This is a genomic window from Myxococcus sp. XM-1-1-1 (assembly GCF_020037095.1).
Classification (GTDB): Bacteria; Myxococcota; Myxococcia; order Myxococcales; family Myxococcaceae; genus Myxococcus; species Myxococcus fulvus.
On record NZ_JAIQDH010000001.1, the window covers coordinates 560,510 to 580,102 of the forward strand.

At 70.9% G+C, this 19,593-nt stretch carries 18 protein-coding genes; 13 read left to right on the forward strand and 5 right to left on the reverse strand.

Annotated features, from left to right (window positions below):
* Positions 1-2: 2 nt before the first annotated feature.
* Positions 3-1,502, forward strand: a complete 1,500-nt coding sequence (locus K8640_RS02280; RefSeq protein WP_223745570.1) for a DUF4388 domain-containing protein — start codon at positions 3-5, stop codon at positions 1,500-1,502.
* A 9-nt stretch (positions 1,503-1,511) separates the two neighbouring features.
* Here K8640_RS02280 and K8640_RS02285 read toward each other — a convergent pair whose 3' ends face one another.
* The gene (locus K8640_RS02285; protein WP_223745571.1) at positions 1,512-1,982 is read right to left on the reverse strand and encodes an FBP domain-containing protein; all 471 of its coding nucleotides are present in this window, start codon (positions 1,980-1,982) and stop codon (positions 1,512-1,514) included.
* A 305-nt stretch (positions 1,983-2,287) separates the two neighbouring features.
* Here K8640_RS02285 and K8640_RS02290 point away from each other — a divergent pair, with 305 nt between their 5' ends.
* A complete protein-coding gene (locus tag K8640_RS02290; RefSeq protein ID WP_223745572.1) occupies positions 2,288-3,340 on the forward strand; it encodes a fatty acid desaturase in 1,053 nt (350 codons plus the stop codon).
* Here K8640_RS02290 and K8640_RS02295 read toward each other — a convergent pair.
* Positions 3,332-4,066 (reverse strand): DUF6600 domain-containing protein, encoded by a 735-nt coding sequence (locus K8640_RS02295; protein WP_223745573.1) that lies wholly within the window; start codon positions 4,064-4,066, stop codon positions 3,332-3,334. The two genes, K8640_RS02290 and K8640_RS02295, sit on opposite strands and share 9 nt — an antisense overlap.
* A 156-nt stretch (positions 4,067-4,222) precedes the next feature.
* Between K8640_RS02295 and K8640_RS02300 the strand changes: the two genes are divergently transcribed.
* The 10 genes from K8640_RS02300 (at position 4,223) to K8640_RS02345 (ending at position 14,853) form a co-directional block, all read left to right on the forward strand.
* Positions 4,223-4,906: a hypothetical protein gene (locus K8640_RS02300; protein WP_141326946.1), complete on the forward strand. Its 684-nt coding sequence runs from the start codon at positions 4,223-4,225 to the stop codon at positions 4,904-4,906.
* Entirely contained in the window at positions 4,903-5,640 is a 738-nt protein-coding gene (locus K8640_RS02305; protein ID WP_223745574.1) for a hypothetical protein, read from the forward strand. Before K8640_RS02300 ends, K8640_RS02305 begins: the two co-directional genes overlap by 4 nt.
* A gap of 47 nt (positions 5,641-5,687) precedes the next feature.
* Positions 5,688-6,056, forward strand: a complete 369-nt coding sequence (locus tag K8640_RS02310; RefSeq protein ID WP_223745575.1) for a hypothetical protein — start codon at positions 5,688-5,690, stop codon at positions 6,054-6,056.
* Between the two features lie 110 nt (positions 6,057-6,166).
* Positions 6,167-6,367 carry a hypothetical protein gene (locus tag K8640_RS02315; protein ID WP_046715108.1) on the forward strand — a complete coding sequence of 67 codons (201 nt, stop codon included), beginning with the start codon at positions 6,167-6,169 and terminating at the stop codon, positions 6,365-6,367.
* 116 nt (positions 6,368-6,483) lie between these two features.
* Positions 6,484-8,895: a sigma-54-dependent Fis family transcriptional regulator gene (locus K8640_RS02320; RefSeq protein WP_223745576.1), complete on the forward strand. Its 2,412-nt coding sequence runs from the start codon at positions 6,484-6,486 to the stop codon at positions 8,893-8,895.
* Between the two features lie 256 nt (positions 8,896-9,151).
* Positions 9,152-10,672, forward strand: a complete 1,521-nt coding sequence (adh, locus tag K8640_RS02325; protein ID WP_223745577.1) for an aldehyde dehydrogenase — start codon at positions 9,152-9,154, stop codon at positions 10,670-10,672.
* On the forward strand, positions 10,672-11,106 hold the full coding sequence (locus K8640_RS02330) for a DUF779 domain-containing protein (protein ID WP_223745578.1): 435 nt from the start codon (positions 10,672-10,674) through the stop codon (positions 11,104-11,106). Before adh ends, K8640_RS02330 begins: the two co-directional genes overlap by 1 nt.
* Before the next feature lie 265 nt (positions 11,107-11,371).
* On the forward strand, positions 11,372-11,728 hold the full coding sequence (locus K8640_RS02335; RefSeq protein WP_223745579.1) for a hypothetical protein: 357 nt from the start codon (positions 11,372-11,374) through the stop codon (positions 11,726-11,728).
* A gap of 208 nt (positions 11,729-11,936) precedes the next feature.
* Entirely contained in the window at positions 11,937-12,629 is a 693-nt protein-coding gene (locus tag K8640_RS02340; RefSeq protein WP_223745580.1) for an SDR family oxidoreductase, read from the forward strand.
* A gap of 289 nt (positions 12,630-12,918) precedes the next feature.
* Positions 12,919-14,853 (forward strand): invertase recombinase-like protein, encoded by a 1,935-nt coding sequence (locus tag K8640_RS02345; RefSeq protein WP_370640302.1) that lies wholly within the window; start codon positions 12,919-12,921, stop codon positions 14,851-14,853.
* A gap of 46 nt (positions 14,854-14,899) precedes the next feature.
* Here the strand turns inward: K8640_RS02345 and K8640_RS02350 are convergent, their stop codons facing one another.
* Positions 14,900-15,244 carry a hypothetical protein gene (locus tag K8640_RS02350; protein WP_046715102.1) on the reverse strand — a complete coding sequence of 115 codons (345 nt, stop codon included), beginning with the start codon at positions 15,242-15,244 and terminating at the stop codon, positions 14,900-14,902.
* Positions 15,245-15,284: 40 nt separating this feature from the next.
* Here K8640_RS02350 and K8640_RS02355 point away from each other — a divergent pair, with 40 nt between their 5' ends.
* Complete coding sequence (locus K8640_RS02355) at positions 15,285-16,610, forward strand: lipopolysaccharide assembly protein LapB (RefSeq protein ID WP_223745582.1); 1,326 nt, start codon at positions 15,285-15,287, stop codon at positions 16,608-16,610.
* A 15-nt stretch (positions 16,611-16,625) separates the two neighbouring features.
* Here K8640_RS02355 and K8640_RS02360 read toward each other — a convergent pair whose 3' ends face one another.
* Both K8640_RS02360 and K8640_RS02365 read right to left on the reverse strand, forming a co-directional pair.
* Positions 16,626-17,912 carry a pitrilysin family protein gene (locus K8640_RS02360; RefSeq protein ID WP_141326964.1) on the reverse strand — a complete coding sequence of 429 codons (1,287 nt, stop codon included), beginning with the start codon at positions 17,910-17,912 and terminating at the stop codon, positions 16,626-16,628.
* Positions 17,909-19,453 (reverse strand): HAMP domain-containing sensor histidine kinase, encoded by a 1,545-nt coding sequence (locus tag K8640_RS02365; protein ID WP_223745583.1) that lies wholly within the window; start codon positions 19,451-19,453, stop codon positions 17,909-17,911. Before K8640_RS02365 ends, K8640_RS02360 begins: the two co-directional genes overlap by 4 nt.
* Positions 19,454-19,593 lie beyond the last annotated feature (140 nt).

Consider the following 19,593-nt stretch of genomic DNA (forward strand, 5'->3'; position numbering starts at 1 on the left):
TCGTGGCCCAGGTGCGCAAGATCCTCATCGCCGACCCCGACCTCGAGTCCGTGCGCGCGCTGTCCCGCGCGCTGCGCACCAAGGGCTACCAGGTGCACTACGCGCCGGATGGCTCGCGGGCGCTGGAGGTGGCGGTGCTGCGCCACCCGGACCTCACGCTGTTCGACGAGCACTGTCGGCTGCTGGAGGCGCGCACCTTCATCCAGATTCTTCGCACCAACCCGCGCACCGAGGACATCCCCGTCGTCCTCACCACGTCCAGCTTCGACGGCGACCGCTACCGCGGCCTGCGCGACGGCTACCTGCGAAAGCCCTTCAACCTGGACGAGGTGCTCAGCCGCATCGAGCACATCTTCCGGCGCAACGAGGCGGCCAAGGACCTCAAGGTCGAGCAGCAGGAGATCGAAGGCTCGCTCAGCCAGCTGAGCATCCCGGACCTGATGCAGCTGCTCGGCATGAACCGGCGCAGCGGCAAGCTGTCGCTGGAGCGCGGCAACGAGCGCGGGGAGATCCACGTGGTGGAGGGCCGCCCCGTCAACTCGAAGCTGGGCCGCGTGGAAGGGGAGAAGGCCCTGTTCCGCCTGCTGGCCTGGGGCGACGGCACCTTCACCTTCTCGCCGGGCGCGAACGCCGCGAAGGCGCGCATCAACCGCGCCATGGACGACGCGCTGCTGGAGGGCATGCGCCAGTCGGACGAGGTGAACCGGCTCTTGCCGGGCCTGCCTCCGCGTCACACGCGGCTGATGCTCGCGCCGGACCTGGCGCTGCAGCAGGACCAGCACCCGGTGACGGCGCAGGTGGTGGACCTGCTGCGCCAGCCCCGGGCCCTGGGCGAGGTGCTGGACCTGGCACCCGCCACGGACCTGGAAGTGCTGGGCGTGCTGTCCACGCTGATGCAGCGGGGCGTGGCGAAGCTGGCGGACGCGGCGGGCACGGACGCGAACGCGGGCGAGCTCTTGGGCGCCGCCGAGGTGCACGCGCTGCGCGGCCGCATCCTGCGCACCAAGGCGCCGGCGAAGGTGGCCACCGCCAAGATCTTCGTGTGCGGCAGCGGCGCGGCGGCGGCGCGGCGAATCATGGCGCGCGTGCCGGGGCTGGAGGCCCTGTCCGCGGAGCCCACCGCGGTGAAGAGCGGCTTCGGCACGCTGGGGCGGCTGGTGCTCAGCGAGGTGCTGCGGCTGGACTTCTGCGTGCTGCCTCCCGCCGAGGCCGCGCGGCCCCTGTGGCGGCCCTTCAGCGCGGGCGCCGTGGGCGCGCTGCTCCTGGACGTGTCCGAGCCCGCGGTGGGCCTGGCGCACTACCTGGCGTGGGAGGCGCGCATGCCCGTCGTCGTCGTGGGGCTGGACGTGCCCCAGAGTCTCCAGGGCTCTCCGGCCGGCGCGCTGAGCGTGGTGGACGATTTGGGCGAGGCGCTGCGGGCGCTGCTGGTCCAGGCCCTCAACCCGGCGCCCATGTTGCCGGGTGTGCCCCAGGTCCAGCGCGCGAGCGCCTCCGCGGGGTAGCGGGGGACGTCAGGCGGCGGGCTCGAGCTCGATGCCGAGCGCCTCGTTCGCGAAGCGGAACATCCGGGCGCGCAGCTGCTCCAGCGCCTCGAGCGCGTGCCGGCCGGCGCGGTCGGCCGCGTCCTCCAGGCGCTCCTTGCACTGGAGGTCCGCGCACAGGCTGATGCCCACGCGGCGCTTGTTGTTCACGTCGGTGGTGAGCAGGGTCACCTCGCTCGACGCGCCGGAGTGGTGGCACCACTCGCACATGCGGGTGACGTTCTCCCCGCCCATCGAGTCGCGTCGGAAGATGATGCCAATGGGCTGCCGGCTGCCGGGCGCGGAGAAGATGAGGTACACGCGCAGGCCGGACGTCTCGGTCCAGGCCAGGTAGTCGCGGACGAACAGGGGGAAGGAGAGGCCCGGCGGCATCTCCATGACGCGCAGGTCTCTGGGGCGGAAGGACTGGATGAGGTCCCGGTCGGACTCGAATCGGAACACGGCTGCTCCTTGGCGTACGTCTGGACCTAACAGGCAGCGGTTGCTGATTCTACCCGAACCCACCAGGAAGCCAGGCCCCGCTCCGGCCCCAGGCCTGGCGGGTGGCCGCCCCTCGGGCGTGCGGGGGCGCTGACACCGTGCGCGAGTCCACACCCCGGCGGGAATGAAAGAGGCACTGCGTCATGGCCGTCCGGCGAGCGCATGCGTCGCGGGCTGACTCACGCGTGACATGGCGATGAGACAAGCAGGCTCATCGACTCCGGCGTGTTCGCGCCGGCCACACCCCTGTCAGGAGCCCTTCGTCCATGGACCGCGCCGCGCCGCTCTCGAGCAAGGAGCTCATCGCAAGGACCCGTCCCTTCGCCACGCAGGACGTGGCGCGCTCGGGATGGAACGTGGTGGCCACCTATGCCGCGCTCGCGGCGGCGGTGACGCTGGCGGTGGCCGCGCCCTGGTGGCCCCTCAAGGTGGTGGGCGCGGTGCTGGAGGCGCTCGTCCTCATCCGCGCGTTCATCCTCTTCCACGACGCGATGCACGGCGCGCTCTTGCCGACGTCGAAGTGGGCGAAGGTGCTGTTCCACGTGCAGGGCATCCTGACGCTCACGCCCGCGCGCATCTGGAACGACACGCACAACCACCACCACGCGAACACGGCGCGCATCGCCGCGGACTCCGCGGGCACCTTCGTCACGTGGACCACCGAGCAGTGGCGTCAGGCCTCCGGCTGGCAGCGGCTGGGCTACCGCGTGGAGCGCCATCCGGTGACCATCCTCCTGGGCTACTTCACGGCGTTCCTCTACAGCCTGTGCCTGGTGCCCTTCGTGAAGGACCCGAAGCGCTACTGGACGTCGGGGCTGGCGCTCTTCGTCCACCTCGCGCTGTCGGTGGCCCTGTGCGTCTTCTTCGGGCCGGCGGTGTACCTGCTCGCCTTCCTGGTGCCGCTGGTGCTCGCGTACGCGCTGGGCACGTACCTGTTCTATTCGCAGCACAACTTCGACCAGGTGAACCTGCTGCCGGAGTCCGACTGGACGCACGCGGACGCGGCGCTGGAGGCCTCCAGCTACCTGCGCTGCGGCAAGGTGATGGCGTGGTTCACCGGCAACATCGGCTACCACCACGTGCACCACCTCAACCCGCGCATCCCGTTCTACCGGCTGCCGGAGGCGATGGCCGCCATCCCCGAGCTGCAGGCGCCCCACGTCACCACGCTGAGCCCGCGCGACATCCTCGGCTGCCTGCGGCTGAACCTGTGGGACCCGGCGCTGGGGCGGATGGTGCGCTACCGCGACGCGTGGCGGCCGGCCATCGCGCCCGTCGCGACGCGGGAGCACGTGTCCGGCCCCCTCGCGTCAGCGTGACGCGGAGGAGCCGGTGAGCGGAGGTTGGCCCGTGGGCGGCGCGAGCGGCCCGGTGCGCGGCACGGGCTCGCCGAGCACCTTCGCGACCTCCTCGCCGGTGGGCCCCGCGTTCCACTGCCCCGTGCGCCCCATCACCCGCTCGCCCACGGGCTGTGTCTTGCTCACGAGCGTGGCCTCCTGGTCCGGCGGCACCAGGAAGCGGCTGACGTCGGGGCTCACGAAGTCGCTCGACGCCACGAAGGTCCACGGGCGCCTGACCTGCTGCCCGGGCACGGGTTGGGGCTGCCAGCCGATGTGGCCGTCTCCCCAGCGCCAGTCCACCCAGGAGGGCGCCCACTCGTCGTCGGGCCACCACACCCAGCCGTGCGCGGGCGTCACGAACCAGCGGCCGTAGTGGAAGGCCGCCCAGCCCCACTCCAAGTCGGTGTCGAACGTCCAGCCCCAGTCGCTCAGGCGCCACTGTCCGAAGCTGGCGTAGGGCACGAAGTCGCGGCCGACCTGCTCTTCGTACGGCTTCCAGACCCAGCCCACCTCGGGGAGCTCGAACCAGTCGCCGTAGGGGGACAGCAGGTCGCGGTAGATGGACACGCTGCTGCTCAGCGTGGTGGAGCTGCCCTTCACCTGCGGACCGAACTGCTCGCTCCCCGTCGCGCAGCCGACCATGGCCAGCAGCGCGCCCGCGCCGCCCGCGCGCAGCCAGCGCCAGGATGGTTTCCATGTCCGCATCGCCAGCCCCTCCCGTGGGTGGATGTCACCCCGTCTCGCGTGTGCCCTTGGGTTCAACGCGGTGAGCCTCGTGGGTGATGCCCCGGGCGCCGGACGCTGCAATGGCTCCGCCCCCTGGTTGGATTCCGGCCGGGCAGGCGGGGCAGACTGGCGGCCGTGCGCCCGAGACTCCTTGCCCTCCTGTCCGCGCTGAGCCCGTCGGTGGCCCTGGCCGGCATGCCGAACTTCCTGCTCACGGAGCTCGCCGAGCAGCGGCTGGAGGCCATCTCCTTCTTCATCGCCGTCTTCCTGCTGGTGTCCGCGGGCGTGTGGGCGCTGTGGAACCGGCTGAGGCGCGACGTGCCCCGGCTGCCGAGGCTCGGCTACGGCGCGGCGCTCGCGCTGGTGTTCCTGGTGGGGCTGGCCCTCCAGCTCGTCCTGTCGATGATTGCCGGCGGACGCGAGCTGATGACGCCGGGGGCCTGGGAGAAGACGGGCGCCACGTACCAGCTCACGCAGGCGAAGCTCCCCGCCGACACGGAGCTGGTGTCACAGGCTCGACGCCAGCGACTGGAGGAGCTGCGCACGGCGCTGTGGGCGCATGCCCAGGCGAATGGCGGCGCCTTCCCGCTGAACGACCTGGGCACGGAGCTGCCGGCCGCGCGCTGGAAGGTGCTGGGGGACTCCGGGCTGCACTTCATCTACGTGGGAGGACAGAAGGCGGACGCGCCCTCCGCGCCGCTGGCGTACGAGCCGGGCCTGTTCGGCAAGGAGCGCTGGGTGCTCTTCACGGATGGAGACATCCGACGGATGCCCATCGGTGACATCCACCGCGCGCTGGTGCTGGGAGGTTCGCCATGAAGCTCTTCAAGAAGGTACTGATGGGGACCTTCCTCCTGACGATGGTGTTCTTCCTCTTCATCGGTCAGTCCTGGGTGCTGCAGGTGCCCTTCCTGCTCGCCTTCGGGTGGCTGGGCTTCCTCAAGAGCGTGGGCCCGTCGGTGACGTTCCGGTGGGGCGCCATCGGCGAGGCGCTGCTCGTGGCGGGGATTCTCGCGGTGGGCTCGCACCTGTTCCTGCGGTGGCTGTGGCGTCAGCTCCAGCCGGAGCGCGCGCAGGCGTGGCGCGTTCGCTGGAGCGTGTCGCTGCTGCTGCTCCTGGTGCTGTTCTTCGGCGCGACGATGGCGTCGGTGGGCATCGGCCACCACGTGGGCTGGTTGATGGCGGGACGCGAGGCCCTGGTGCGCAGCAACTGGCCGCGCTGGAGGATGGAGAGCGCGTGGAACTCGCGGGGCCTGTGCCACGCGGCGGTGGCGCGGCTGGAGGCGGGGACGCCGCTCGCGGACATTCCCAGGTATCTGCTCCAGGACCCGGAGACGCGCGCGCCCTCGGAGAACCACTACGTGGTGTCGCGCGTGGAGCCCGGCGGTGAGACCGGGTTCATGGTGTTCGCGAGAGATCCGCTGGCGCTCAAGAGCGATGGGGGCGTGCGCTGCTCGAAGTCACAGCGGCCCGATGAGATGGAGTCCCTGGATGCGGAGGCCGTCGCCCGGTGGCTCGCCGGCGCCGAGCCGGTGGTGGGCGCCACGCCCTGACGCCCGTGCTGTCGTCGTCGAACGCGGTTCAACCGAAGGAGCCGAGCATGTCCTCTCGTCGCGCGTCGTATCCGTGGGTCGTCGCCGTGTTGTTGTCCTTCGCCTTCGTCGCGGGGGCCGAGTCTCCCGAGGAGCAGGCCCTGGCTTGTGACGAGGAGACCGGGGCCTCGCTGCTCACGTGCGGGCGCGCCCGTTGCGGCGACGACTGGGTTTGCGCGTGGAACTGCCCCGAGGCCCTCACGGCGGTCTGCGAGGACAACTACTGCGTGTACACGTACCCGGACCCGGGCGGCGGTGGAGGCGGAGGTGGGCCCACGCCCCAGGTGTGCCCTGGCATGCGCTGCGCCGGGGACTGGAACTGCGTCTGCGAGGGGCTCCAGGGGACGTGCGCGCCGAACGGGTACTGCACCTTCTGACGCGAAGGGTTGCCAGTGAGCACTTGGCAGCCGGCGGGTCGTGACTAGCTTCCCGCGCACCATTCGACGCCGGGGCGGACGTCCCGGTGTCGTCACGATAGGAGACGACGGTGCAGAAGCTGCTTCTGGTCGCGGTGCTGGGTGCCATGACGTTCGGCGTGGGATGCCACCGCAACACGCGTGAGAGCGCGAAGAACGATGCCGAGCGCGCCGCGGAGAAGACCGAGGACGCCGCCGAGGACGCGGGCGACGCGGTCAAGGACGCCGCCGAGGAGGCGGGCGACAAGATCGAGGACGCCACCGACAACTAGGTCGGGTGGTGGAGACCCAGGCCTTCCCGGACGCCGCACCGCGTCGGTTCGCGAGCGCGACTTCGGGAAGGTCATGGGTTGCCGACGGTGTGGGGCATGACCGAATAATCAGCCCCATGGGAACGCTCACGCTCAGCGCCTCGGCGCACCTGTGGGAGCAGTTCCTCGTCGGGGCGCTCGACGAGGACGGGGTCGCTGTTCCGGAGCCGCCCCCCATCCTCTCCCGCTGGCAGCGCTCCCGGGCGCTCGGGGCCCCGAGTACGGGGCTGCCGGACGAGGGACCCAGCGTCGGGGGACTCGCGCTCGTGGAGCGGCGGGCCCGGCTGGAGCCGGTGTGGCACGAGGTCCGGGACATGCTGGACGTGCTCGCCGCCGCGCCGCTGCCCTCGGGGCGGGTGGCGCTGCTGGCGGACCGGGAAGGCGTCATCCTCGCCACGCGCAGCTCGGGCGGAGACTTCGCGGGCCATGCGGACTACGTGCGCTTGGTGGCGGGGGCCTGCTGGGACGAGGTGTCCCGCGGAACGAACGCCATCGGCACCGCGCTGGCGGAGTCCTCGGCGGTGGCCGTGGTGGGACCGGCGCACTATGCGCAGCGCCACCATGGGCTCGTCTGCTACGCGGCGCCGGTGAGAGACCCCTTCGGCGAGGTGCTCGGCGTGCTGGACGTCACGGGCCCGGCGGGTGGCGCGGACCCGTTGGTGCTGGTGGCCGTGGCGAGCATCGCGCACTCGGCGGAGGCGCGGCTGCGCGAGGTCGCCTGGGCGCGGGTGGCGGCGGCGGCGCGCGGTGGGCTGGAGGCGCGGCTGGCTCGCGAGGATGGGCCGGTGCTGCTCGTCGAGTCACCGGGGCGGGTGCGGCGGCTCAATGGGGCGGCGCGCGCGCTGTTCGGCGTGGAGTCGTCTTCCGAGGAGGTGTCACCGGGGCGGGTGCTCGGGCTGTCGTGGCGGACGTTGAAGGACGCGGCGCTGCGCGGGCAGGTCCTGGAGGCGAGCCACCGTGACACGGGCGCGAGCTGGCGCGTGCATCCGGAGGCGGTGGGGGAGGGGGATGGGGAGTCGGCGCTCGCGGTGCTGGTGCGGCTGGAGCCCCGACTGACGCGGGCGCAGGCGCGGACGACTCGGGCCTCCGTGGATGCCCGCTTCGAGAAGGATGTCTGGTCCGAGTTGAAGGGCAGCGACGCCGCGCATCGCGCGACGCTGCGAGAGGCGGCCCGGTTCGCGCCCACGTCGGTGCCGGTGTTGTTGCTGTCGGAGACGGGCACGGGCAAGGAGCTGCTCGCGCGCGCGGTGCATGCGGCGAGCGCGGTGGCCTCCGGGCCGTTCGTGGCGGTCAACTGTGGCGCCCTGTCCGCCGCGCTGCTGGAGAGCGAGCTGTTCGGCCATGCTCCCGGCGCGTTCACGGGGGCGCGCTCGCAAGGCGCGGCGGGGAAGCTGGCGGCGGCGGATGGCGGGACGTTGTTCCTGGATGAGCTGGCGGAGATGCCCGCGGCGCTGCAGGTGATGTTGCTGCGCGTGCTGGAGGACGGTGGGTACTCGCGCGTCGGGGAGTCGCGCGTGAGGCACTCGCGCTTCCGGCTTGTCTGCGCGACGTGTCGGGACCTGGAGGCGGCGGTGCGCTCGGGAGCGTTCCGGCAGGACCTGTACTATCGGCTCCAGGGGGCGCTCCTGCGCTTGCCTCCGCTGCGCGAGCGGGAGGACCTGCCGGAGCTGGCGCAGGTGCTGCTGCGTCAGCTCGCGAGCGAGGGAGGCCATCCTCCGAGCACGTTGTCCGCGGCGGCGCTCGCGAGGCTGTGCGCGCACCGGTGGCCGGGGAATGTGCGGGAGCTGAAGACGGTGTTGCGCCTGGCGCTGGTCCGCGCGGATGGCTCGCCCGTCATCGATGTGTCCGCGTTGCCGCCGGAGCTGGGGCGCGCGCGCGTGCCCGTGGAGGCCGGGCCCGCATCGCGCTCAGCGCTGGGATTCGCTCCCGCGTCGCCGATGGATGTCGCGCATGGCTTCGCATCGCGCTCCGATGCAGGGTGGGCGTCGACGTCGCCACGCCATGGCGAGTCTGACTTCACAGCGCGCTCCGAGGTGGTGCGGGCGCCGATGTCGCCCCGCCAGGACGAGCCTGGCTTCGCATCGTGCTCCGAGGCGGTGCGGGCACCGAGGTCGCCCCGCCAGGACGAGCCTGGCTTCGCATCGCGCTCCGAGGCGGTGCGGGCGCCGATGTCGCCCCGCCAGGACGAGCCTGGCTTCGCATCGCGCACCGAGCCGGGGCATGCTCCCGCGACGCCGATGCAGGGCGAGCCTCGGCACGCATCGCGCTCCGCGCCAGGGCGTGTGCCGGGAGCCGAGCCCTTCGCGGCTTCACGCGCCGAGCCCGCAAGCCCCACGGGGCTTCGCGAGGTGGAGGCGAACGCCATCCTCGAGGCCTTGTCGCGCAGCGGTGGGAACGTGGCGCGCGCGGCTCGGCTGCTCGGGATTGCCCGCAGCACGCTCTACCGCATGGTGGAGCGCTTCGGACTGGTGCTGCCGCCACGCTCATGAGCGCCACGGTCGCGGTCATCCACCGCACATCTTGACGCCCGACGGGCCTGCCGCTCACAGCCACTTCAGAACATTCCAGCGAGGCGTGGGACACCCTGCGCGCGACACTGTCGCGGGATGCGCCACGTGTGTCCGCGGGGAGTGTCGCATCGCGGGACACGACGCGGCGCGACGTCGGCGGTGCGGGTGAGTGGCACGGGTGCTGCTCTGGGGCGGAGCGCTTCCACCCGCAGCCCCACCCGCAAGGAGAGCGTCCATGATCTACGCCGCCCCCAACCAGCCCGGCTCGAAGGTGAAGTTCAAGTCCCGCTACCAGAACTTCATCGGCGGTCGGTGGGTCGAGCCGAAGCGTGGCCAGTATTTCGAGAACATCACGCCCGTGACGGGCCAGGTCTTCTGTGAGGTCGCCCGCTCCACGGCGGAGGACATCGAGCTGGCGCTGGACGCCGCGCACGCCGCACGGGTGTCCTGGGGCCGCACGTCGCCCACGGCGCGCGCCAACATCCTGCTGAAGATCGCCGACCGGATGGAGCAGAACCTGGAAATGCTCGCGGTGGCGGAGTCCTGGGACAACGGCAAGCCGGTCCGCGAGACGCTCGCCGCGGACCTGCCGCTGGCCATCGACCACTTCCGCTACTTCGCCGGCTGCATCCGCGCGCAGGAGGGCACGGTGGGCGAGCTGGACCACGACACGGTGGCCTACCACTTCCACGAGCCCCTGGGCGTGGTGGGGCAGATCATCCCCTGGAACTTCCCCATCCTGATGGCGGCGTGGAAGGTGGCGCCGGCGCTGGCGGCGGGCAACTGCGTGGTGCTCAAGCCCGCGGAGCAGACGCCCGTGGGCATCCTGGTGCTCACCGAGCTCATCCAGGACCTCCTGCCCGAGGGCGTCTTCAACGTCGTCAACGGCTTCGGCATCGAGGCGGGCAAGCCGCTGGCCAGCAGCCCCCGCGTGGCCAAGGTGGCCTTCACGGGTGAGACGACGACGGGCCGGCTCATCCTCCAGTACGCGAGCGAGAACCTCATCCCGGTGACGCTGGAGCTGGGCGGCAAGAGCCCGAACATCTTCTTCGACGACGTGATGGCGCACGACGACGACTTCCTGGACAAGGCGATGGAGGGCTTCTCCATGTTCGCGCTGAACCAGGGCGAGGTCTGCACGTGCCCGTCGCGCGCGCTGGTGGGCGAGAAGATCTACTCGCAGTTCATCGAGCGCGCGCTGGAGCGCGTGAAGAAGGTTCGCCCGGGCAACCCGCTGGACACCGACACGAAGCTGGGCGCGCAGGCGTCGAACGACCAGCTGGAGAAGATCCTCGGCTACATCGACATCGGCAAGAAGGAGGGCGCCAAGGTGCTCACCGGCGGCGAGCGCGTGAGCCTGCCCGGCGACCTCAAGGACGGCTACTACGTGGCGCCCACGGTGTTCCAGGGCCACAACAAGATGCGCGTCTTCCAGGAGGAGATCTTCGGACCGGTGGTGAGCGTCACCACGTTCAAGGACTTCGACGACGCGATGCGCATCGCCAACGACACGCTGTACGGCCTGGGCGCGGGTGTGTGGACGCGCGACACGAACACGGCGTACCGCGCGGGGCGCACCATCGAGGCGGGGCGCGTGTGGACCAACTGCTACCACCTGTACCCGGCGCACGCGGCGTTCGGCGGCTACAAGCAGTCGGGCATCGGCCGGGAGACGCACTGCAAGATGCTGGACCACTACCAGCAGACCAAGAACCTGCTCGTCAGCTACAGCCCGAAGGCGATGGGGTTCTTCTGATGAGTGACACCCGTGCCGGGCCCGGCGCGGGGGGGCAGGCGGACTCCACGGTGGCCCGGGTGGCGGTGACGCCCGAGGCCGCCGCGGTCATCCGCTCCCTGCGTGCCACGCATGGGCCGCTGATGTTCCACCAGTCCGGCGGCTGCTGCGACGGCAGCGCGCCCATGTGCTACCCGCTCAAGGAGTTCCGCATCGGTCAGCGGGACGTCTTCCTGGGAGAGGTCGAGGGCTGCCCCGTCTACATCGGCGGCGCGCAGTTCGAGCTCTGGCAGCACACCCACCTGACGCTGGACGTGGTGCCGGGGCGGGGCGCGGGCTTCAGCGTCGAGTCCCCGCTGGGCGTCCGCTTCCTCACGCGAAGCCGCGTCTTCACGGACGAGGAATACGAGCGCATGAAGCACGAGCCTCCGCCGAGGCGCGGACCTCCGGAGTGAGCACCATGCTCCGGGCTCGACCTGGGCCCGGAGCGTATTCACAGACATCGGGCGGCGCCGGGTCGCCCCGCACCCGACCGTAACCCGTCATGTCACAGCACGGGCAATGGCAATCATCCCCCTCGAAATAGACTCACGCGGTGTCGCGAATACACCATTTACACTGCGTGCAAGTACTTATACACAGAGCCCGCCTCCAACCCAGGAGGCAACTCACTATGAGGGGGAAGTCATGACGCTGTGCAAGACTCTGGGAGTCGTGGGAGTGGTGTCTCTGCTGGTGGTCGGCTGCGGTGGGGAGTACACGCCGGAAGAGGCTGCCCAGGACGCGCAGATGGGAGAAACGACGCAGGCCGTGGAGAGCGCGTTCATCGCGGGGGGGCAGACGCGTGACTTCTCGACCTGGCTGTTCGGTGTGACGCCGTTCTATGTGCGGAACATGTCCTCGACGCGGTCCACGCGCTTCAACGCGTACTGCGGCGGCAACAACATCTCCATCCTCCTGGCGCCGAATCAGGTCTATCCCACGAGCCTGAACTGCGCCTGGCCCGGCGCGCGTCTGTATGTCCAGAACCAGGGCCTCAGCCCGACGCTGGACCAGATCTACGTCGAGACGCACTGAGTCGAGGCGCGCCCTTCCCGGGTGTGCTCGGAGAGCCTCCGCGAGGGGGCTCTCTTTTTCGTCGTTCAGCCGTGATGACCCGACACGCAGACTCGGCCCTCCCCGTGGGCGCTCGCCCGGGGCTGCGCTTTGTCGTGAAAGCCATGGGCCGCCATATTATGCTCATCATATGGTGGTCGAAGGGTTCTCGTCACACGGGAGTCGGGTCATGCAGATGAAGAATGCGGTTGCCCTGGTTACTGGCGCCAATCGTGGGTTGGGGCGTGCGTTCGCGCAGGCGCTGTTGGAGCGGGGGGCTCGCAAGGTGTACGCGGCGGCGCGGGAGCCTTCGGGCGTGGACATCCCGGGCGTCATCCCGGTCCGCCTGGACGTCACCCGGCCCGAACAACTGGAGGCGCTGGTTCGCGAGGCGGGCGACGTGTCGCTGCTCATCAACAACGCGGGCATCCTGAAGGGCACGAGCCTGCTGGGGCAGGACGCGCTGGCCGCCGCTCGGGCCGAGCTGGAGACGAACTACCTGGGCCCGCTGGCGACGAGCAGCGCCTTCGCGCCCGTGCTGGCGAGGAACGGCGGTGGTGCCATCCTCAACGTGCTCTCGGTGCTCAGCTGGGTGGCCTTCCCGGGGTCGGCCAGCTACAGCGCCTCGAAGGCCGCCGCGTGGGCGCTGACCAACGGGCTTCGCAAGGAGCTGGCCGCGCAGAAGACGCAGGTGGTGGCCCTGCATGTCGGGTACATGGACACGGACATGGCCCACAAGGTCACCGCGCCGAAGTCGAGCCCCGCGGACGTGGTGCGCCAGACGCTGGATGCCATCGAGGCCGGCCAGGACGAGGTGCTCGCCGACGAGGTGAGCCGCAACGTCAAGCAGGGGCTGTCCGCGGGCGTCTATCTCCAGCGTTGATGGAAGAAGGGGGCGCAGCCGCCATCGGGTCCCGCGCTCAGCTCCTTCGAGGTCCGGGCCCTGGGCGCGCGCGGGCTGGTGGGGGCTGGCGCGGACCAGGTCCAGGTTCTGTAGGGGTGGAATCGCTCAGGGTGTCATCGACACCCCTCGTCGCGTCAGATTCTTTCAATCCGTGAAACAGGCGCGAGGGGGCGGCCTGTGACTGGGGCGCCACCGGGGAGGGGGCGCGAAGTGTGGTACGAGGAGCCTGGATTTTTGAAACCGGAGGCTCGCTTTGACGTTGGTTCGGGTGTGTTTGACTTCGCTGCTGGTCCTGATGGTCGCCTGCGGTGATGGTGATTCGGATCCAGTGGTGGTGGTTCCTGATGCCGGGCACAACGCGCCGGACTCAGGCAACGGGACACCCGACTCGGGGGGAGGAGCGCCGGACTCGGGAGGCGACCTTCCCGACGCGGGGGGGGAGACGCCGGATGCCGGCGGTGAACTTCCAGACGCGGGCGGCGAAATCCCCGACGCGGGCGGCGAGCTTCCGGACGCGGGGGGAGAAATCCCCGACGCGGGTGGCGAAATCCCCGACGCCGGTGGTGAGCTCCCCGACGCGGGCGTGACGCCGGATGCTGGCAACGAGCCCGCCGACGCGGGCAACGAGACGCCCGACGCGGGGGGGGAGCTTCCCGACGCGGGCAACGAGACGCCCGACGCGGGTGGTGAGCTTCCCGACGCGGGCAACGAGACGCCCGACGCGGGTGGAGACGCCGGCCCGGGCAACGAGACGCCCGATGCCGGGACGCCCGACGCCGGTAACGAGCCGTCGGACGCCGGAACGCCCGACGCGGGCGGCGAGACGCCCGACGCCGGTGGCGGCACTCCGGACGCGGGTGGCGAGCCGCCCTTGGTGAGCGTCATCGCGAACTGGGGCTTCGAGGCCTGGTCCGGCTCGCTGCCCGACGCGTGGCTCGGCAGCAAGTCGAACCTCGCCGGCAGCGACGTGCAGAAGGTGACGAGCGGCGCGTTCGAGGGCTCGAACGCGGCCCGTCTGACGAATGCCTCGTCCACGCACCGCCGCTTCACCACCGCGGCGATGACGCTGCCCGCGGGCCGCTACACCTGCACCTACCAGGTGCGTGGCACCGGTGAGGTCCGCAACGCCTTCTTCGACGACGACTACTCCAGCTACACCGGCTACACCTCCGTCGACACCGCCACGTGGCGGCAGCTGACGTACACGTTCAACCTCGCCGGCGACGTCTTCGACACCTTCGAGCTCATCTTCAGCATCCGCAACACCAGCGGTGAGCACCTGACCCTCGACGACGTGCGCTGCACGCGCGCCCCCCAGCCGTGTGACACCGTGACGTGCGAGCCCTGGGCGAAGTGCGACAACACCACCGTGACGTGCGAGCCGCTCGCGGGCCGCTGCTACGACACCGTCGACTGCGACGAGTGGCAGGCCTGCGACGCCAACAACACCTGCGTGACGGCCGAGGACCGCTGCGTCCGCCACGCCGACTGCGCCGGCACGCCCGAGACCCCCGTCTGCCAGCTCTCCACGCACCAGTGCATCCCGGGCGACCCGTGCGCGGGCGTCACGTGCTCCAACCCGGCGACCACCTGCAACCCGACCTCCGGCGTGTGCGAGCTGGCCCCCGGCGCCTGCTTCACCACGTACGACTGCGTGGGCGCGCTGCCCGCGTGTGACTCGGCCACCCGGCGCTGCGTGCCCGCGGACCACGCCTCGAACATCATCCGCAACGGCGGCTTCGAGAGCTGGAACGTCTACTCCATCCCCTACCAGGGCAATCACCTCATCCCCGACTACTGGTACGGCCTGGACAACGGCATCGCGGACCCGGGCACGGAGATCCGCGCCTCGCGCCTGCAGCCCTACACGGCCGCGGTGCACGGCGGCACGACGGCGCTCCAGTTCGTCGTCCCCATCCAGGTGGCCGAGCGCTTCTCCCTGGAGAAGTTCAACGTCCCCAGCGGCAACTACTCCTGCTCGTACCGGGTGAGGGGCCACGGCACCCTGCGCCACCGCGTCTACTCGAGCGCCGGCTGGAGCCCGCAGACGGACTTCATCCTGGTGGACAGCGATGCCTGGCAGCCGGTGTTCTTCAAGTTCACCGGCAACGTGCGCGACTGGCGCCTGTTCTTCTACCCGAGCCGCAGCGAGGCCGATCGCGACCACCTCCAGGTCGACGACGTCGTCTGCACGAAGGACTAGCCCGCACTACGTAGAATCCACGATTCGCCGGACGGGGCCGCGCAGCTCAGGCGGCCTCGTCCAGTATCTCCAGCGCCTCACGGACGCCGGGCAGGGCGGAGAGCAGCTCCAGCTCGGCCGTCTGGAGGACGGAGACGCGCTTGCCGCTGACGCGCTCCATCGTCAGCTCGATGCGGTGCTCTCCCTCCGGGTTGACGCGACGGAAGATGCGCGCCCGCCGCCCCTCCGCCCGGCAGGCGAGGATGTCCTTCTGCAGGCTGCGCAGCCGCCGGAACACCTTCAGCGCCAGACGCCCCTCGGGGGTGTCGAACGTGTGGAAGTGCCGGTTGCGCGACAGCGGCTTGCTGGGGTCATGGAGCCTCTCCACGAGGCGCCGAACGAATGGGTCCATCGACGAGGGAGGATAACATCCGGTACCCTCCGGCTCAGCGATGCCCTGGAGAAAACGAAACCTGCCGTGGACGCTGGCGCTCCTCCTCCCGCTTGCCTGCAAGGAGCCCGAGGCCGCGGCCGTCCAGAACCGTGCTCAACAAGCCCAGAGCGCCCTGGGCGAGGCCCGCGTGCAGCTGGCCAGTGGACAGCCCGCCGCCGCGCTCAACGCCCTCAAGCGCGCCGCCACCGCCGCGCCCGACAGCGCCGAGCCCTTCCTGCTGATGGCCGAAGCCCACCGCATGAACAACAACATGGGCGCGGCCATCATGTCCCTCAAGCAGGCCGAGGCCCTCATCCCCGGCACGGACCCGTCCATCCAGAAGCAGCTCTCCGAGCTGTACCGGAGCAACGGCAACACCCAGGAGGCCCTGGCCATCCTCGTGACGCTGCGAGACTCGGGCCTCCTCCAGGAGCAGGACATCCTGGACCTGGCGCGCTTCCAGGCCCGCGAGGGGCAGATCGACGAGGCCTTCACCACGCTGAACAGCGTGCTGCGCGACAGCCCGGACGACCCCGAGGCCAAGGCGGTGGAGGCGGAGGTCCTCCTCATGAAGGGCGACGAGCTGCTCGCCGCCAACCTCATGGACCGGCTGCTCCAGCAGAACCCCTCGCACACCGCCGCGCGCCTGCTTCGCGCCCGCTACTTCCTGGTCAGCGGCGTGCCGCAGATGGCGGAGGCCGACCTGCAGGCCGTGGAGGGCAAGGACGCCCAGCGCGCGGACGTCGTCACCCTGAGGGCCCGCGCGCTGCTCGCGCAAGGGCGCGCCAAGGACGCCGAGGCCGCGCTCAAGTCGCTGGTCGACGCCGAACCGCAGAACGCCGAGGCCCTGGCGTGGATGGCGGAGACGGTGCTCGCGCAGGGCCGCCGCGCGGACGCGCTGGCGCTGGTGGACCGCGCGCTCACGTTCCGTCCCCGGCTGGCCCGGGGCCTCTACGTGCGAGGCCGCGCGCAGGAGGAGGCCAAGGACATGAAGGGCGCGGAGGAGAGCTACCGCTTCGCCCTCAGCGCCGAGCCGCGCTTCGCGCCCGTGCACTCCCGGCTGTGGCGGCTGTACCTCCAGACGGACCGCAAGGTGGATGCGTTCTCGTCGCTGGAGCGCATGCTCAACCTGGGCGAGGCCTCCCTGGAGGAGAAGGTCGCCCTGGCCCGGCTCTCCGCCCAGCTCCAGACGCAGATGCCCCGGGCCATGAAGCTCATCGACGAGGCGCTCCAGAAGGAGCCCGACAACGCAGAGTACCAGGAGGTGAAGAAGTCCCTGGTCTCGATGGCGCCGAAGCCGAAGAAGAAGCCCTCCGGCCCCGTCATCATCCGCGGCGGCCGCTGACGGCGGCGCCGGGGCTCAGGGGAGTCCCGGGGCCTCGGCCACCACGCGCTCCAGCGCCTTGAGGCCCTTGCGCTGGCCCACCGCCACCACCGTCAGGTTGTCGCGGCGGAAGTAGCGCTGGGCCACCTCGCGCACCTTCGCGGCGGACTGCGAGTCCACCAGGTCCGCGCGGTGGTCGAAGGTCTCCGGCGTGCGGAACAGCTCCGTGCCGCCGAACCACCCGGCCAGCTCCCCCGGCGAGTCCTGGGAGAACTCCAGCAGCATCCGGTGGCGGCGCTTGGCGCGGCTCAGCTCCTCCTCGCCAATCTCCGTGTCGCACAGCTGGGCAATCACCCGCAGGGACTCCTCCACCACCTGCGAGGCCTTCTCCGGGGCGCTCGCCGCCTCCACCTCGAACAGGCCCGCGTCGTGGTAGCCGTCCAGCGAGGCGTGGACCGAGTACGCCAGGCCCCGCTTCTCCACGATTTCGAACGGCAGCCGCGAGGACAGGCCGTCATCCAGCACGCGGCGGAGAATCTGCAGCGCGGGGTAGTCCTCGTGCTGCTCCGGCACGGCGCGGAAGTTGAGGCGGAACTCCGTCTGCGACTCGTCGTGGGTGACGAAGTGGAGCAGCGGCCCGGGCGCGCCGCGGGGCGGCGGCGTCTCGGAGCTGGCGGGGCCTCGCGGCAGGTGGGCGAAGGCGCGCTCGGCCAGCTCCAGCACCTCTTCGCGGCGCACGCGGCCCGCGGCCGTGACGACCAGGTTGCCGGTGACGTAGTGCTGGGCGAAGTGCTCCAGCACCTGCGCGTGCTTCAGCGCGGAGACGGAGTCGCGCGTGCCGGCGATCTTCTGCGCCAGCGGGTGCTGGGGGAAGAGCAGGTGCTTGGACAGGTTGTCCAGGTCGATGTCCCGGCCCTTCTCGTCCACCTCGTCGAGCATCTCCTCGAGGATGATCTGCCGCTCCACCTCCATGTCCGTGAGGCGGGGGCGGGTGAGCATGTCGCCCAGGATGTCCATGCCCACGCGCAGGTGCGCCGGGTGCAGGGGCGTGTAGTAGTAGCCGTGATCCCGGGTGGTGACGCCGTTGAGGTTGCCGCCGACCTCCTCCACGGCCGCGTTCATCCGCACCGTGTCCGGCCAGCTCTCGCTGCCCCGGAAGAACAGGTGTTCCAGGTAGTGGCTGACGCCGTTGTTGGCGGGCGTCTCGTGCCGGCTGCCGGTGCGGACGTAGATGGCGAGCAGGGCGGTGTGGAGGTGGGGCGTCTCGACGGTGACGACGCGCAGCCCGGAGGGCAGCACGTCCCGATACGGTGTGAAGCTCATGCGCGAGGAAGCCTTAACACGAAGGCCGTCCCCTGGCCGGGAATACTCTGGCAGGAGAGCGAGCCCCCGTGGGCCTGGAGGATTTGCTGACTCACCGCGAGCCCCAGGCCGGTGCCGCCCTCCTTGGTGGTGAAGAACGGCTCGAACAGGTGCTGTCGCACCTCCTCCGTCATCCCCTGGCCGGTGTCCTTGACGGTCACCTCCACGTCCTGCTCCACGGGGCGGGTGGCGATGGTGAGCTGGCCGCCGTGGGGCATCGCCTCGCGGCTGTTGCGCAAGAGATTGAGGAACACCTGGCGCAGCTGCCCCTCGTCGGCGAGCACCGGGGGCGTGGTAGGGGCGAACTCGCGCACCACCTCCACCCCCGCGCGCGTCAGCTCCTCGCGGGAGAAGTCCAGCACGCCGTCCAGCACCGCCGTCACGTCGCGCGGGTCCAGGTCCGGCCGCTGGGGGCGGGCCATGCGCAGGTAGTGCTCGGTGACGTCCGCCAGCCGGTCCACTTCCCGCGTGACGGCGGAGAGCAAATCTCTCACCTCGCCGGACTCGTCGGGGGTGGGGAAGGTGGCGCGCTCCACCGCGTCCCCCAAGAGCTCCACGTTGAGGCCGATGGAGGACAGGGGGTTTCGCACCTCGTGGACGATCTGCGCGGAGACGCGGCCCACGGCGGCGAGCTGCTCGGCGCGCATCAGGGCCTCCGCCTGCGCCTTGATCTGCGCCTCGCGGGCCTGGAGTGAGCGGGCCATCTGGTCGAACTCGCGCGCGAGCACGGCCACCTCGTCGTGTCCGCGCACGCCCAGCTGCGCGCTGTAGTCGCCCTTGCCGATGCGCGAGACGCCCTCGATGAGCGTGCGCACGGGGCGCAGCGTGCGGGCCGACCACGCCGTGGCGCCCAGGCCCAGGAGGATGGCGGCCACCGAGAGGCTGATGATGGCGATGCCCGTCTGGCGCTCGCGCTCCTCGGCGCCGTCCACGCGCTCGCGGATGCGGTTGGACAACGACAGGCGCAAGAGCCGCAGCTCGCGGCCGATGGCGTCCTCCATGGTGAGCACGTCCGCGGTGGCGCGGTCCACCGCGGCCTTGTCCGGCGCCTGGGTGCTGAACGCGTCGAACACGCTCTCCGCCGCGCGGCCATACTCCTGGTAGCGCGAGTCCAGCTCCGCGAGCCGGGCCTCCAGTTCACCGATGAAGGGAATCTCGCTCTCGGGGGCCATCTCCCGAAGCTGCGTGGCGCGCTCGCGCGTGGCGGCCAGGCGCTGGGAGATGAAGGCCGTGGGCACGTAGACGCGGGCCAGGCGGATGATGGCGCGGCGGATCTCCGCGCTGTCCTCCTCCAGCATGCGCGCGGTGTGGCGCTGCTGGTTGGCGTGGTTCATCTCCATCTCCGCCGCGTCCTGGGAGAGCTGGAGGTAGCCCTGGCTCACCAGCCGTATCTCCAGCCGGTTGCGGTGCAGCTCGGCCACGCTGAACAGCGACACCAGGCCGAAGGTGACGAGCACCACCGCGTAGCCCAGGAAGATGCGGGTGGCGAGGGAGAGCTTCATGCGCGCGTGGACCGTGCACGGGTCCTGGCGCCATCGCTACGCAACCCGGACCCCGGGCGCAAGCAAAGCCGTCCTCCCGCTCGCCCTCCCGTGGGGCGGGCCGCCATCCAGACCTCCGGAGTCATGGCGCGAAAGGATAG

What these genes read in the sequence shown, in the direction of transcription:
- K8640_RS02295 (WP_223745573.1), bottom strand. Translation starts at nt 4,066, where the DNA reads ATGCGGACATGGAAACCATCCTGGCGCTGGCTGCGCGCGGGCGGCGCG.
- K8640_RS02320 (WP_223745576.1), top strand. Translation starts at nt 6,484, where the DNA reads ATGGGAACGCTCACGCTCAGCGCCTCGGCGCACCTGTGGGAGCAGTTC.
- K8640_RS02350 (WP_046715102.1), bottom strand. Translation starts at nt 15,244, where the DNA reads ATGGACCCATTCGTTCGGCGCCTCGTGGAGAGGCTCCATGACCCCAGC.
- K8640_RS02305 (WP_223745574.1), top strand. Translation starts at nt 4,903, where the DNA reads ATGAAGCTCTTCAAGAAGGTACTGATGGGGACCTTCCTCCTGACGATG.
- K8640_RS02330 (WP_223745578.1), top strand. Translation starts at nt 10,672, where the DNA reads ATGAGTGACACCCGTGCCGGGCCCGGCGCGGGGGGGCAGGCGGACTCC.
- K8640_RS02290 (WP_223745572.1), top strand. Translation starts at nt 2,288, where the DNA reads ATGGACCGCGCCGCGCCGCTCTCGAGCAAGGAGCTCATCGCAAGGACC.
- K8640_RS02365 (WP_223745583.1), bottom strand. Translation starts at nt 19,453, where the DNA reads ATGAAGCTCTCCCTCGCCACCCGCATCTTCCTGGGCTACGCGGTGGTG.
- K8640_RS02310 (WP_223745575.1), top strand. Translation starts at nt 5,688, where the DNA reads ATGTCCTCTCGTCGCGCGTCGTATCCGTGGGTCGTCGCCGTGTTGTTG.
- K8640_RS02340 (WP_223745580.1), top strand. Translation starts at nt 11,937, where the DNA reads ATGCAGATGAAGAATGCGGTTGCCCTGGTTACTGGCGCCAATCGTGGG.
- K8640_RS02355 (WP_223745582.1), top strand. Translation starts at nt 15,285, where the DNA reads ATGCCCTGGAGAAAACGAAACCTGCCGTGGACGCTGGCGCTCCTCCTC.
- K8640_RS02360 (WP_141326964.1), bottom strand. Translation starts at nt 17,912, where the DNA reads ATGAGCTTCACACCGTATCGGGACGTGCTGCCCTCCGGGCTGCGCGTC.
- adh (WP_223745577.1), top strand. Translation starts at nt 9,152, where the DNA reads ATGATCTACGCCGCCCCCAACCAGCCCGGCTCGAAGGTGAAGTTCAAG.